Origin of the sequence: Streptomyces sp. NPDC005195, from assembly GCF_040608315.1 — a bacterium.
Lineage (GTDB): Bacteria > Actinomycetota > Actinomycetes > Streptomycetales > Streptomycetaceae > Streptomyces > Streptomyces kaempferi.
In genome coordinates this window covers 122,020-135,875 of sequence record NZ_JBEXHZ010000018.1, presented here as the reverse complement: position 1 = coordinate 135,875, position 13,856 = coordinate 122,020, and the positions used below count along the sequence as shown (strand labels likewise).

The following is a 13,856-nucleotide window of genomic DNA, read 5'->3' as shown; positions in this document are numbered from 1 at the left end:
CAGCGGATACTCCCTGCCCGAACCCGCAGATCAGCCGCCAGACCACTCGAATACACCCGAAGCGATCACTCCGAAATCAAGCCGGTGGATCCGGGTTCAGACGTCCGGGCGGCGGCGCTGGGCAGGCCGTTGAGGCAGTCGGCCGCCTTGTGGCCTTCGGTGGTCACTGAATCGCAGCGGAACCGTTCGGACGCTGCGGAGACGGAGGTGAAGGCGGAGGCGGAATCAGGAGCGGCAGCGAGGAGTGCGGCGGCGCCAACCCCGGGAGACTTCGCAGTACGTCGTGGGGGAGGACGGTCAGGGCCACTACGTGTTGCTCCACCCGGTTGTGCTGGAATACGAGTCCAGCAGGTCCACCACGAAGACCAGGGTCGAGCCCGCCGGGATCAACGGCGAGGGCGACTGATTGCCGTAGCCGAGCCGCGGGGGAACGATGATCTCGCGTCGGCCGCCGACCTTCATCCCTCGCACCCCCCGGTCCCAGCCCTTGATGGCCTTGCCGCTGCCCAGGGCGAACTTGAACGGCTGCCCCCGGTTCCAGGAGGCATCGAACTCCTTCCCGGACTCGAAGGTCACCCCGACATAGTGGACCCTGACCACCATGCCCGCCTTCACCTCCGCCCCGTCCCCGACGACCAGGTCCCGGATGGTCAGCTCGGTAGGAGCGTCACCCTCCGGAACGTCGACCCTGGGCTTCGTCAGTTCACTCATTGCAGCCTCATCACTCTCCGTCGGAAGCCGTCGCACGGACCAGCCGGACACATGGACACTCCATGCAGCAGAAGGTCACGCTACCGAGAATGCCGGTCCCCGGAGCGCACCAGATCCAGCGGCCACACGTGATGATCTTTCGCGCAGCCGACGAACGCGACCGGCACGCACAGGTCACGCAGCAGTCGCCAGGACGAGACGAGGTGCAGACGGCTCTCGGCACATTGCGAGACATGTCACCGAACGCCGGAAAGCGTGGAGGGGGCCGTCGCGGGCGACGGCCCCCTCCTGTGGACGGTGGGCGATGCCCGCTGGCACTGGAGCCGGTACTTCATCGCCCCGCCGAAAGCCTCTCCCTGGTCGGCAGCTGGATGGTCCGTGCGCGCCCGGTCCTCGATGTCCCGCCGGCGTCCGCGTCGCCCGGGCCCGCAGGCGGCTGCGACGGGGCCCGGGCGTGCCGGTTCGCTGTGGGTCCGGTGTCTCAGTTCACGGTGAAGTAGTAGTCGTAGGGCGCGAGTTGGATGCCGGAGCGGGTCGTCGCGTAGACCGTGAGGTCGTACCAGCCGTCTGTGGCCGGAGTCCAGTCGATGCTCGCGGTGTGCTGGTCGTCGGCGGGGACGGTGACCTCCGGGTCGCCGTTGTTGAAGGTGTAGGTGTAGCTCACGACGTCCTTCGCCTTGGGCGTGAGGGTGAAGGTGCCCGGGACGCCGGCGCCACCGCCCGAACCGTTCTCCGGGTAGGTGTCCGAAACGACTGTGGGACTGGTGTCGTAACCGATGCCCCACCAAGTAGCCGCGCTGACCCAGCCGTTGGCGCTCTCGCTGGTCACCTCCAGGTTCTCGCCGGAGACGCCGTCCAGTGTGATCTCCACGGTCGCGGTGCCGTCCGCCTCCGGCGCGACCTGGAAGGTCCTGTCGTTCTGACCACCGAGGGTCCGTACGGAATAGCTCACGACCGGGCTTTTCGCCTGGAGTCCGGGGTCGGGACGGAGCGTGAAAACGGTCGGATCACCGAACTCGGGCTTCGGTACTGCCGGGGTCACAGTGGGCGCCGCGGAGCTGACGAGGAAGGAGTAGCTGCTGATCGCCGACCCGTTGTAGGCCCGGTCGAGGCTGCGCACCCACAGCGTCATCGGACCGGAGCCGGTCGGCGGGACCAGGCTGAGCGTGACCGAGCCGCCCAGCGTGTCGGCGCGCTTGAAGTATTTCGTGGTGGAGTACGGGTCGACGGGCTGCGGAACGCCGTAGTCACCGATGTTCGTGCCGATGACCGGCAGGTCCGGCTGCCAGGAGAACTCGAACCCCTCGACGTCGTCGACACCGCCCGTGCTCAGCGTGAACTCGACCGGCTCGCCGCCCTTGTTCCAGACGTCCGGCGGGTAGTTCGCGGAGGTGATGGTGGGCGCCTTCGCCGGGCGGGTGTTGTCGGCCGTGACGTAGCAGAGGGCCGACCAGTCGGAGGCGACGTTCCCGGCCACGGTCTGCGCCCGCCACGCGTAGGTCTGCCCGTCGCCGAACGCAGTCGCGGGCAGGGTGGCGGGAGCCTCGAACCCCGGGCTGACCCGACTGCGGGTGACCGTCGTGATCTGCGTCGGGTCGGTGATCGGCCATACCTGGTACCGCATGTCGGCCTGGGGGTTGCCGGTGGTGTCGGTGATCCCCGGGATCCCTTCGACGACGAGGCCCTCACCGGCCCGGCGGTAGGAGGGCCGGTCCACGTCGGTCGAGCAGTGTCGGTAGCCGTTGAACAGCTGGGTCGGTGTGGTGGGGGTCCCCCCGGCCGCGCTCGCGGGCGACGCGGCAGTGGCCAGCGCCAGACCGAGGGTTCCCAGAGTGGCGAGGACCGCACGGGGTCTCGCGCCGAAGGACATGGTCAAGTGATCCCTCCCGTTTGAATGCCCCTCCGCGGTGCACTGATACGCACTGCTGTACGAGCGGCGTGGGAGATCGTACTGAGGGTCGCAGGCGGGCGCATGGGGAATATGGGGAGGCGGACGACGGTACGGTCGCCGGTCGGCAGGAGGGGGATCGCTGTGGGTCCCGGCGGCTGCCGTGCGGTGGTGGGTGCGCGTGCTGCGTGAACGCCCGCCGCTCCCTGCTCGGTCAGGCCCTTCTGACGTGCAGCACCGGGCCGTCCAGGGGCAGTCGGTTCTGGTTCACCAGGACGAGGCGTCGGCGACCAGCCGGCCGTCGTGGGTCGCACGCCGTTCGCGCCCTCTGACGTTGCACATTCTGTGGAGGTCCCAGGCGGTGGGCAGCGAGACCGAGCCGTCGGCGGGCAGCACTCGCTCGATGACGAGCAGGTCGGCGTGGTCCGGCAGCGCGCAGGCGCAGTGGCGCAGGACCTCACGGCAGCGCTCGTCGTCCCAGTCGTGCAGGACGCGGTACAGGAGGTGTACGTCACTGCTTGCGGGCACGTCTGCTGCGGTGAGCGCCGGATGGGCGAGGACCGGGCCGAACAGCGCGGAGCCGGCGGCCATGGACTGGTCGAAGAGCTCCGCGAGTTCGGAGCCCTCAAACTCCCCGAGCAGCACCTCCGATGCGGCGGGTGGCGCCAGTCCGACTACGAGCCGACACGAGATGCCGTATGGATCAGCTCCATGCATCATGAAATTGGTGCAGTCTCTCGCCCGCCCTGAGTTCTTCTCGAGAGTCACGGGCCCACAGGCGGCGCATCCGTTGCGGCCCGGCTTACGGACGGTGGATGCCTACGCCTCCGGGCCGAAGGACCGGCGACGGCTCATTGAGCAAGTCGCCGATGGGCCTGCGGAAGCACAGGCCAGGCAGCCGTATCCGTGAGCCCGTATCGCGAGCCGGGCCACGTTCTTCGCTCCGCTTCAGCGTGGCAAGGGCGTGACAGGAATGGCGCTGCAGAGCCCCCGCTGGCTCTGGAAGGAAACTGCTGCCCCTGGCTCACCGAAGGCCCGGCCGACTCCGGGACGGCGAAAAAACTTGGTATGCGGAGCCGACGGGACCAGGTAACGTCTTACTCATGTTCTTCCAGACGCCGATTTACGAGTGAGTGCGTGATGGGCCCCTGCTGACGTCCTTCGACGTCGCCGTGCCCGTTCCCCACCGTTGAATCCGTAGATCACTTCACAACATTCCGGGAGAACCCGTGAGCAAGAACATCAACAACCCCGTGGGCATGGGCGGCGGCCAGCGCAAGAAGCTGTCCCGCGCCGAACGGCAGAACAACGGTCCGCACCGCAACCTCGACCGCCAGGGTGCCGCCGACCAGAAGGCGGAGCTGGTGCGCAAGATGCGCGAAAAGACAGGCACAGCCGAAGGCGCCGGGCAGACGGGCGACAACACCGCGCAGAGCTAACACACCGCCACCGCAGGGCGGCACCGCACGGGGGGCAGGGCCCGGACTGAGACGTCCGAGTTTTGCTGCCGTACCGGGCGCGGCCTGCCCCGCTCAGCTCTCCGTCGAGCACCCGCACCAGCAGCGTGTTTCCCGTGCCCAGCCCGGGAGACTCCGCCTCGCTGAGTTGGCCAGCGTCGACGCGCGTCAGCGGGCCTCTTCGAGTCTGAGTCGGGTGCAGTAGGCCGTGGAGAGAGGTTCGAGTGCCTCCGGCGGCAGAACCGGTGGGCGGATGGTCGAAATCGGGTTCAGTGTATGAACTTCACCATGTCGCTGGCCTGCGAAAATGACATCCCCAAGTCCGAGTGGCCGATACGCTGAGTTGCTGCAGCCCGGTGCCGCTCATTCGCTTTCGTCGTTGGTGACGGTCTCGGGTTGTGTCCCGCTACCTGGTGTAGGGGATCAAGCGCTACGCGTTCCGGTTCGAGACCCGTGACGATCTCTGCGGAGACTGCAGCCCACGAAGCGTCCCGGTATGGCGAGTTGGACATCCGATCGGGCATGGTCGGCGCCCCTGGCCTGCGAATTCCGGTGCCTTGATCCCCTACACCACGTGGCGGGACGCTATCGTCTGCCCTCCTGGAACAACGGCAGCACCACCACCGCGTACGCGTATGACGACTCCGGCAACCGCATCCGCGTCGGCTCCGACGTCTACACCTACGACGCCCGCGACCAGCTCACCGGCGACGGGCAGAACACCTACACCTACAGCGCCCGGGGCACCCTCACCCACCAGTCCGGCACCTCCGGCGCGACCGACTTCTCCTCCGACGCCCCTAACCAGCAGCTGACCCAGGGCAGCCAGACCTACCTCACCGATGCCCTCGGCCGGGTCATCACCAACACCGCGACCGGCGGATCGACCAGGACCTTCACCTACTCCGGCACCGGCAACAACCTCGCGTCCGACGGTACGAGCACCTACACCTGGACACCCGGCGACGCCTTGGTGGGCATCGGCACACCGGGCGGCACCCCCGCGACGGCCACTCTGGCCTACACCGACCAGCACGACGACGTAGTCGGCGACTTCAGCGGCACCGGCACGGCCCTGACCGCCTCCACCGGCTACGACCCCCAGTCCATGAACGAGTGGCAGCGCGTCAGTCAAGGTGACGTACCCGAGGACTGAACCGGGGTTTGGTCCGTGACTGGTCCGGAAGCACTGGTCGGGAGGGGTACAGCAGTGGGAGGAAATGTGATTCAGCACGCAAGCCGGGCTCGGTCGAGAGCGGGCTGAGCGAAAGGCGCCTGCCGGGTGAAAGACCAGGTCAGGCGCCCTTTCTCGTGCGTCTAGAAGAAGCCCAGCTTCTTCGGCGAGTACGACACCAGGAGGTTCTTCGTCTGTTGGAGGTACAGGCGCCGTACCTGTGCTGACCTGCGAAGACGGGACTACTTTCGGCGGTGGGAGGTGATTTGGCCCGGGAATGGCCCGGATCTTGACCTCGGACCCGCAAAGTGTGCCCTGACCTGTGGAAACGTTCCTCGTACGGTGTCGAGGCGTCGACTTTGGCTCGATGGGCTGAATCCGCTGCTCATGAGTTCAACGCCGTTGCTTTTCGTGGCAGTTCGGCATGCCTTTGACCTGCACGGGTGAGCTGGTTCGCAGCGGGCGAAGCCGCCGAACACGGCGTGTGCGAGTGGCCTGCTGCTCTCGTGGCAAGCACGGAAAGGGTCTCGGTTCAGCGGGTGAGGACGGCTGCCTGGGCGCGGTCGCGGCAGCCCGTTCTGGTCAGCAGGCGGCCGCCATGGCTTTTGACGGTGTGCTCGGAGACGGTGAGACCCGTCGCCGATGAGGGCGAGGAGGTCGTGTGCGTGTGCCGTCAGCCCAGCCAGGTGTTTCGGCGTCGGCCGGGTCGGGGCGTTCGTCACGCCGACTGATGGTGAAGGCGCGGCTCCAGCCTGTTGCCCCCGTGGCGCCAGCAGACCGCAGACCTCGTGACGGTCACCGGCGGAGTCGTGACCTGACAGCAGGACACGGGTCACGTGGCGAGAGCAGACCTCAAGACCAGTTCACCGGCGGAGGCAACCTCGAACGGCATCCAGCGTGTTGTCCAGGTGTGCATCTCGACATATCTGTGACGTCATCTCGCAAGCGCCGGCCCCGAAGGCTGCTCGCGGTGCCGGCCCTCGCCGTGACCGTGGCCGCCCTCCTGCTTTCCGGCTGTTCCCCGTTGTCCGCGAGTCCATCGGCCGTGCGGCAGGGCGCGTCGCCCTCGGCGTCGGCGAGCGGGCCCGCGCTCACCGGGGAGAGCAGGCCGGTCTACTCGTACAGGAAGGCCGTCCGGGAGACGGTCTGGGTCGACACCGGTCTCGACTCGGACGGCGACGGGAAGAGCGACCGGGTCGCCGTCGACGTCGTCCGCCCGGGAGAACCCGCGGCCAAGGGCCGGAAGGTCCCCGTGATCATGGACGCCAGTCCCTACTACTCGTGCTGTGGGCGCGGCAACGAGAGCCAGAAGACGACGTACGACGCCCAGGGCCGTCCGGTCCAGGTCCCGCTCTTCTACGACAACTACTTCGTGCCGCGCGGCTACGCCTTCATCGGCGTCGAACTGCTGGGCACCGGCCGCTCCGACGGCTGCACGGACACCGGAGGGCCCATCGACGTGCAGTCCGCCAAGTCCGTCATCGACTGGCTGAACGGACGCGCCCACGGTTACACCAGCCACAGCGGAACCGAGCGCGCACGGGCCTCCTGGAGCAACGGCAGCACCGGCATGATCGGGAAGAGCTGGGACGGCTCCATCGCCAACGGTGTCGCCGCCACCGGCGTACGCGGACTGAAGACGATCGTGCCGATCAGCTCCATCTCCTCCTGGTACGACGCGTACTTCTCCCAGGGGCTCCAGCTGGCCACGGCCTCTCCCAGCCCGACCGCGCTGCTCCGGCTCGTCGAGACGCAGGACACTGCCGCTCGCTGCGCCGCCGTGAACGAGCCGCTCGAGGACAGAGATCTCACATCCGGTGACTGGTCCCCGCTGTGGAGCGAGCGGGACTATGTGGCGGACGCGCACAAGGTCACGGCGAGCGTCTTCGCCGTCCACGGCCTGCAGGACCTCACCGTCCGCACCGACCAGTTCGGCCAGTGGTGGGACGCCCTCGCCGAGACGGGCGTTCAGCGGAAGCTCTGGCTCAGCCAGACCGGACACGTCGACCCGTTCGACTACCGGCGCTCGGCCTGGGTGGACACGCTGCACCGCTGGTTCGACCACGAACTCCTCGGCTACGACAACGGTATCGACCGGGAGCCCGTCGCCGACGTCGAACGCACCCCCGACCAATGGACGACGGACGCCGTCTGGCCGCCGAAAGCCACAGCTGCCGTGACCCTGCACCCTGGTGAGGGCGGGCAGGCGGGCATGGGCACGCTCGGGACGGGCACCGGGACCGAGACATTCACCGACGATCCGCAGACGAGCGAGACCGACTGGGCCGCGCACATCGACCAGTCGACCTCCGACAAGGCCGGGTTCGTGACCAAGCCGCTGACCGAAGACCTGCGCCTGTCCGGCACCTCGAAGGTGACCGTCACCGCCACCCCGACGACCGCGACCGCGAACCTGTCAGCGGTCCTCGTCGACGTGGGCCCCGCCACGATCCGCGACTTCCACGCCGTCGGCCTGGGCATCCGCACGCTCACCGGCCGCACCTGCTGGGGTACGAGCACCGCCGGGGACAGCGCCTGCTACAAGAAGACCGTGGCCGATACGGCCCACGTCAGCAGCACCGTCTTCAGCCGGGGCTGGGCCGATCTCGGCACCTACGCCTCAGCCCGGGAAGGGAGAGTGCTCACGCCCGGGAAGCCGTACGCCATCACGCTCGACCTCGCGGCCACCGATCACGTCGTCCCCGCCGGTCACCGCCTCGCTCTGGTCATCGGGGGGACCGACAACCTGGCCCTCCCGCCCGCCGACCGGCCCACGATTACCCTGGACCTCGCCCGCACGGCGTTGCGCATTCCGGTCGTCGGGCAACCGGGCCTGCCCTCCAGGTAGTTATCTGGGCATGGATCCCATGAAATCAGCGGGGGCAAAACGGCGTGAACCAGTCGGAGGCGGACACAGGGCCGAGTTTCGAGGAGTTCGTCGCCGCCCGAGGAGACCGCTTGTACCGGGCCGCGTGGCTGCTGACCGGCGACGCCCACGCGGCCGAGGACCTCTTGCAGACGGTTCTGGCCCGTGTGTGGCCCAAGTGGTCGCGTATCGCACGGGACAACCCCGAGGCGTATACACGTCGTGCGCTCGTCAACACCCATGCCTCGCGATGGCGACGGCGCTGGCGCGGCGAGATCCCCACCCAGGAACCGCCGGACGTCACCCTGGTCCGGGACGTCTTCGCCGAAGTCGACCTGGAGCAGTCCCTGGCCGGTGCGATCCGGCAGCTGCCGCCGCGTCAGCGAGCGGTCGTCGTCCTGCGCTACTTCGAGGACCTCAGCGTCGAGGAGACCGCACGGCTGCTGGGCTGCCGCCCCGGCACGGTGAAGAGCCAGGCCGCCAAGGCACTGAGAATCCTGCGTCGGCACCTCGCGCCGTCGCACCTTCTGGAGGTAGGTGAACGGCCGTGACCCGGGCGGAAGGAACAGGACGGGAAGCAGGGCCGGAAGCAACGTGGAAAGCATCGTGGGAAAAGGAAGGCCCAAAGGAAGGGGGACCGGAGGAGGAATCACTTCGGGTCGTGCTGGCCCGGGTCGCTCCCTCGGGTTCGAACCCCCGGCGCATCGAGGAGGTCCGTCGGCGCGTGACGGTGGCCCGGCGTCGACGCCGCATGCGCGTGGCGGGTGCTGCCGTGCTCGCTCTGGCGTCCGCCGTGTTGGTGCAGGTCCGGGGCCTGCCCTCCGGCGGCGAACGAACAGTGGCGACCCCGGGGCCGTCCTGGGCACCGCCCGGCTTCACCGACCTCCCGATGTCCGCCCTGTCCAGGGACCCCTCGCGCGGATGGCAGACCGCGCTACGCCTCGCCGATCACACGGGAACACGCGTCGTCGCCACCTTCAGCCCGGCCTCCGGGACCCCGCCGACCCCTCTCGCCGACGGCGGAGCGCTGGTCTTCTACGTCCGAGGGGACGCCGGGGCTTCGCGTGCGGAAGTGCGCCGAGTGAGCCCGGTCGAGCACTGGTGCGCACGAGTGGGCGGTACACGGGAGCTGATGCGCGTCGCGTCGACGGAAGGGGAGGAAGGGACGGCGCGGCCTGGTTACGCCTGCCTCAAAGGAGCCTCACCCACGGTGATCCGGCGGACGACCGAGATCCTCGCTACCGCGGGCCTCAGCCTCTGACGCGCCGACCGGAGACGTGGCCAAGGGCTCGACGTCTCACTGCTTACCGTGCACGAGCCTGTAAGGGCTGTCCCGTAGACGTTGGCAGGGTTCCGTCGGGATCGTGTCCGGCGTCGCCCTGTGCCGGCGCGGCAGGACAGAATTCCGTCGAGTGCGTGTACTGGCCTACTCCCACCCGCACGTGCCGGAACCGTCCGCCCACTGTGGTCGTCTTGTGCGCTAACGCTGTACGAAGCGGGGATGTGGGGGACGTTGTGACGCGGAACGTAACGAAGGCTGGTCTCCTGGCGGTCGCCATGGCGACGGTGCTCGGGATCTCGGCCTGCGGCGGTGAAGCCGGCGCGGCGGCCGCGGGGACCGGCCGAAAGCTCCCCACGCACGGGGAGGGGGAGTCCGTGGCGCCCTTCGGGGGCGGGGCGTCGTCCGGCTCGGCGCGGACGTTTTCCGGCACCGTGGGGAAGTCGTCCGGGACCGCGCGAACCGCGGCGTCGCCCATCACCCGGCACGTGCCATGGAACCTGGACATTCTGGACCAGCGGTCGCGGCCGCTGAACGGGAAGTTCACCGCCACCGCCACGGGCAAAGGCGTTCACGTCTACGTGATTGACACCGGGATGGACATCGCGCACCAGGAGTTCGGCGGACGCGCCCGCCTCGGTGCCGACTTCGTGGGCCCGAAGGACTCCGGTGACTGCTTCAGTGAGGCGGGCATCGGCCACGGCACCTTCGTCGCGGGCATTATCGGCGGTGCGAGGTACGGGGTGGCGCCCAAGGCCGCGCTCGTACGGGTCCAGGGTGTGCTGTGCGAGAGCCAGGGCGGTGGTTCCTCGGCGGCGGCCGAGGCGGCCGTGGTGAAGTCCGTCAAGTGGGTCACCGCGCACGCGCAGAAGCCCGCGGTGGTGAACATGTCGCTCAACTTCGGCCACCGGTCGCCGGCGGTGGAGTCCGCAGTGAAGAAGATGGTCGACGCGGGGATCCCGACGGTGGTGTCGGCGGGCAACTTCCATGACGACGCCTGCAAGCACTCCCCGGCCGGAGTCCCCGGCACTATCGTCGTGGCGGCTTCCACCTCGAACGACCGCGTGTGGAGCGACGGCGGCTCCTACGGATCGGGCTACGGACGGTGCGTGGACCTGTACGCCCCCGGCCAGAAGGTGACCGCCGCCCTGGCCGGCGGCGGTACGACCACGGAGAACGACGGCGCGACGTCCTGGGCCGCACCGCACGCGACCGGCGTCATCGCGCTGTACCTGTCGGTACACCCCCACGCCACGGTTCACGAGGTACATGTCTGGCTCGACCACACGGCCACCCCTGGTGCCGTGCACGGCGTCCGCTCCGACACTCCCGACAGGCTGCTCAATACCGGCGGCCTCTGACCTGCCCCGGCCGCCTCGGTCGCACGGTTCACCCAAGCGCGGCGCCTCACCGGAACGGCGGGCGCAAGTCGTGCCGCCACCGTGCCCACACGGCGTCGACCGTGACGACACGGACGGTCTCGTATCCGGTGGCGGCGGGGAAGCGGGTGGCGCGGGCGTTCCCCTGCGGCATGGATTGGTCCTCTGGTCAGCCTGAATGCTCTGCGGTTCAGAACGTCGACCTCTCCCAGCCTCGCCCAAAGGCAAGGACTACGAACGGGTTTTCAGGGGTGCTCTCGCAGACGTTGGCGGGCGACGGTGGGTGGGCGCTCCTCCGTCAGGCGGATCATGCCGTAGCGCTCCGCCGGCTGGTCGGCGGTGACGGTCCGGTCTCCCACTCTGCGGCGGCCGACTCTGCGGCGATGACGGGCGTGCGGGTGTCGACGCGAGGAGGGGGAACCCGGTTGCGTGGATGCCTCAAGGCCGACGGCCAGCTCCCGGTGTGCTCGGAGGGGGCAATTATTAGACACTCCCTCACGTGGAACCGTGCCAGAGAAGCCGCCTCACGTCCTTGGTTTCGAAACTGGCGGTGCACTCGTCGCAGGCGGACCCTTGGAGCATCAGTAGATCCTGCCGGAACACGAACGGCGTGAAGCTCGCACCCTGCCCCGGGAAGTGCCTGCGGCAGTTGTCGCAGGTGTTCTCCTCGACGTCGGTCAGCTGGAGCGGGTTGGCGGCGTACGCGGCGACGCAGTCACGGCAGCGCCACAGGTCGGTCGGCATCAGTAGGAACATCGGCTGCAACGGCACCGCGCGCAGGTGCGCGCACCTGTTGTCGAGCGGTAACCGCACCAGGTAGCGCTCGATGATCGGGCTGGTGCCCGACGTCGGTCCGTCGGAGCCGAGCGTCGTCTTCATCATGTTGCGCGCGTCGGCCTGCGCGGCGGCGATCTGGTCGAGCGTGGGATCCGTCATCCTGCGTCCTTCCGCGTTGGGCAACGAGCGTACGTCGCACCACCGACGAACCACGCCCGCGACAGCCCTGAACGTGCTGCTGCCGGCCGTTCAACAAACCACGACACTGTGTCGGAGGTTCGCTCTACCATGGGCGCATGGCGCAATGCACAGCACCCTCCCGAGGGCACCGCACCGCGAGTGGGGCCGCGAACTGCCCAGCGTGCAGCAGCTGGGGACGGAGGTCGCACACCCCGTCGTATTCGTCCGGACCCTCCTACGCCGGTGGCGGCGGTGGCGGTCGGTCGTCCGGCGGGTCGTATAGCGGCGGCACCTCGCGGCGCACCAGGTCCGGCAGGACGGTGTGGTACACCCCGACCGAGTGGCGGGCGGTCGAGCCCTACGCCGACAAGGCTGCGGTACAGGCACAGGTACACCCGGACAAGCGAGACCTCTTCCTCTGCCACGCCTGGAACGACCGCGAGGGCAGTGCGAAGGAGCTCTACGGTCACCTGAAGACGAGCGGTGCGACGGTGTGGTTCAGCGAGGAAGACATCCCGCTGGGCTCGCTGCAGATGCGGGAGATCGACAAGGGGCTTCGTAACTCCCGGATCGGGATCGTGCTGGTCACGCCAGCCCTGCTCGAGAGCATCAAGAACGAGGGGATCGCCGAGAAGGAGCTCGCCGTCCTGCTCGGCACCAACCGCGTCGTGCCCGTGACGCACGGGGTGACCTTCGACGAGCTCTATGACGTCAGCCCCATGCTCGCGTCGCACTCCGGGCTGAGCACGAAGGAGTCGTCGCTCGACGCCGTCGCCGCCAAGATCGCTGCTGCTGCCGCCGCGCTTCCCGCTGCCTGACGTCCGGATCTACCAGCGAACGTCGGACCAGCCCGTCGCGGGCGGAGGGCCTACAAGGCCGCGCTCTATGAGCTTGGCCATACGCTGGCAGATGCCTTGGCGGCCATCACGCCAGCCTTCGTTGAACCAGGAGCCAGCTACCGGGCGCCCCGCGTGCTGCGGCGAGCGCTCTACTCCTGGGCCTTCAACAAGAACGCCTGGAAGGTCGATGCGTCAGAAGAGTGGCAGGCGGCATTGGACTGGCTGCAGCGCCACTCGCTGCCTGTAGGCGAGTTGGATGATCCCCAAGTGCTGCGGCGTGGCCTCGACGCACTCTGTCGGAAGGTCGATGGAACGGCCGCTGCCGCGAAAACCGTGAAGCGAAAGAAGGCTGCGGTCAACGAGGTGTTTGGTGTAGCCGTTGAACGCGGATACTTCGCACAGAACCCGCTGATCGGTCTTCGCTGGACGGCGCCGGAAGTCGCCGATGAAGTCGATCCCGACTGCGTGCCGAACCCGGCTCAGGTTGCCCGACTGCTAGCCGCAGTCAGAGCCCTACCCGGCCGTGGCCCTCATCTGTACGCCTTCTTCGGCTGCATGTACTACGCCGCCATGCGCCCAGCCGAGGTGATCCATCTACAGAAATCCCAGTGCCGTCTGCCGGCGAGTGGCTGGGGCCTTCTGAACCTGAAGGGCGGCGTCGTGACTGCCGGTAAGGAGTGGACGGATGACGGCGCCGTCTACGAGATCCACTCCCTGAAGCGGCGGGCAGCCAAGGCGACACGCCCGGTGCCGATTCCTCCAGTGCTCGTCCGCATGTTGCGCGAACACATAGGAAGCTTCGGCGTTGCACCCGACGGACGCCTGTTCCACAACGCAGAGGGGAACTACATCGACGCCTCGGCGTACGGCATCACCTGGGGGCGAGCGCGTGAGGCTGTTCTTACGCTTGACGAGCACGCCCTTGACCTGGCGAAGCGTCCCTACGACCTGCGCCACGCCGGCATCTACTTCTGGTTGGCCTCCGGCGTCGACCCCGCAGAGTGTGCGCGTCGGGCTGGGCAGAGCATCCAGGTCCTCTTCCGCTACTACGCCAAGTTCCTGGCTGATGCGCGGAACCACGCCAACACCCTGATCGAAGACTCCACGCGGCGATGGGAGGAGGCGACGGACGATGACGATGCGGAGAGCGCCTTAGCGGGACCTTGGCCCGGAAATGCCCCGGAACTGCTGGTCAGAGCTGGGATACGGGTGGGAGATATCGGGAGTAAGGGCGTGTTTCGACTCGCTTCTTAGATGTGCGCCGAGAAGGGCGCCTGCCGGGCATCTGCCCTGGTCAGGCGCCCTT

General features: G+C 68.3%; 13 protein-coding genes. 8 read left to right on the top strand and 5 right to left on the bottom strand.

Annotation, left to right across the window (positions count from 1 at the left end; translation table 11 throughout):
- Nucleotides 1-306: 306 nt before the first annotated feature.
- From ABZV34_RS20510 to ABZV34_RS20500, 3 genes are all read right to left on the bottom strand, one after another.
- A complete protein-coding gene (locus tag ABZV34_RS20510) occupies nucleotides 307-711 on the bottom strand; it encodes an FKBP-type peptidyl-prolyl cis-trans isomerase (protein WP_356278294.1) in 405 nt (134 codons plus the stop codon).
- A 481-nt stretch (nucleotides 712-1,192) separates the two neighbouring features.
- Nucleotides 1,193-2,581 (bottom strand): hypothetical protein, encoded by a 1,389-nt coding sequence (locus ABZV34_RS20505; RefSeq protein ID WP_356278318.1) that lies wholly within the window; start codon nucleotides 2,579-2,581, stop codon nucleotides 1,193-1,195.
- A 285-nt stretch (nucleotides 2,582-2,866) separates the two neighbouring features.
- Nucleotides 2,867-3,319, bottom strand: a complete 453-nt coding sequence (locus ABZV34_RS20500; protein WP_356278292.1) for a methyltransferase — start codon at nucleotides 3,317-3,319, stop codon at nucleotides 2,867-2,869.
- A gap of 509 nt (nucleotides 3,320-3,828) precedes the next feature.
- On the opposite strand from ABZV34_RS20500, the gene ABZV34_RS20495 reads away from it, so the two are divergent.
- The 6 genes from ABZV34_RS20495 to ABZV34_RS20470 all read left to right on the top strand — a co-directional run bounded on the left by ABZV34_RS20495 (nucleotide 3,829) and on the right by ABZV34_RS20470 (nucleotide 10,736).
- Nucleotides 3,829-4,038, top strand: coding sequence for a DUF6243 family protein (locus ABZV34_RS20495; RefSeq protein WP_356278289.1), 210 nt, complete (start codon nucleotides 3,829-3,831; stop codon nucleotides 4,036-4,038).
- Nucleotides 4,039-4,630: 592 nt separating this feature from the next.
- The gene (locus tag ABZV34_RS20490) at nucleotides 4,631-5,212 is read left to right on the top strand and encodes a hypothetical protein (RefSeq protein ID WP_356278286.1); all 582 of its coding nucleotides are present in this window, start codon (nucleotides 4,631-4,633) and stop codon (nucleotides 5,210-5,212) included.
- A 946-nt stretch (nucleotides 5,213-6,158) separates the two neighbouring features.
- The gene (locus tag ABZV34_RS20485) at nucleotides 6,159-8,078 is read left to right on the top strand and encodes a Xaa-Pro dipeptidyl-peptidase (RefSeq protein ID WP_356278283.1); all 1,920 of its coding nucleotides are present in this window, start codon (nucleotides 6,159-6,161) and stop codon (nucleotides 8,076-8,078) included.
- A 44-nt stretch (nucleotides 8,079-8,122) separates the two neighbouring features.
- Nucleotides 8,123-8,647 carry a SigE family RNA polymerase sigma factor gene (locus tag ABZV34_RS20480; protein WP_356278280.1) on the top strand — a complete coding sequence of 175 codons (525 nt, stop codon included), beginning with the start codon at nucleotides 8,123-8,125 and terminating at the stop codon, nucleotides 8,645-8,647.
- A 173-nt stretch (nucleotides 8,648-8,820) separates the two neighbouring features.
- On the top strand, nucleotides 8,821-9,357 hold the full coding sequence (locus ABZV34_RS20475) for a hypothetical protein (protein WP_356278277.1): 537 nt from the start codon (nucleotides 8,821-8,823) through the stop codon (nucleotides 9,355-9,357).
- Nucleotides 9,358-9,863: 506 nt separating this feature from the next.
- The gene (locus ABZV34_RS20470) at nucleotides 9,864-10,736 is read left to right on the top strand and encodes a S8 family peptidase (protein WP_356278274.1); all 873 of its coding nucleotides are present in this window, start codon (nucleotides 9,864-9,866) and stop codon (nucleotides 10,734-10,736) included.
- A 46-nt stretch (nucleotides 10,737-10,782) separates the two neighbouring features.
- Here the strand turns inward: ABZV34_RS20470 and ABZV34_RS20465 are convergent, their stop codons facing one another.
- Both ABZV34_RS20465 and ABZV34_RS20460 read right to left on the bottom strand, forming a co-directional pair.
- Nucleotides 10,783-10,908, bottom strand: a complete 126-nt coding sequence (locus tag ABZV34_RS20465) for a hypothetical protein (protein ID WP_356278271.1) — start codon at nucleotides 10,906-10,908, stop codon at nucleotides 10,783-10,785.
- A 341-nt stretch (nucleotides 10,909-11,249) separates the two neighbouring features.
- Nucleotides 11,250-11,690 (bottom strand): hypothetical protein, encoded by a 441-nt coding sequence (locus tag ABZV34_RS20460; protein ID WP_356278268.1) that lies wholly within the window; start codon nucleotides 11,688-11,690, stop codon nucleotides 11,250-11,252.
- A gap of 341 nt (nucleotides 11,691-12,031) precedes the next feature.
- On the opposite strand from ABZV34_RS20460, the gene ABZV34_RS20455 reads away from it, so the two are divergent.
- Nucleotides 12,032-12,529, top strand: a complete 498-nt coding sequence (locus tag ABZV34_RS20455; protein WP_356278265.1) for a toll/interleukin-1 receptor domain-containing protein — start codon at nucleotides 12,032-12,034, stop codon at nucleotides 12,527-12,529.
- A 96-nt stretch (nucleotides 12,530-12,625) separates the two neighbouring features.
- Nucleotides 12,626-13,804 carry an integrase gene (locus tag ABZV34_RS20450; protein WP_356278262.1) on the top strand — a complete coding sequence of 393 codons (1,179 nt, stop codon included), beginning with the start codon at nucleotides 12,626-12,628 and terminating at the stop codon, nucleotides 13,802-13,804.
- Nucleotides 13,805-13,856: the final 52 nt, after the last annotated feature.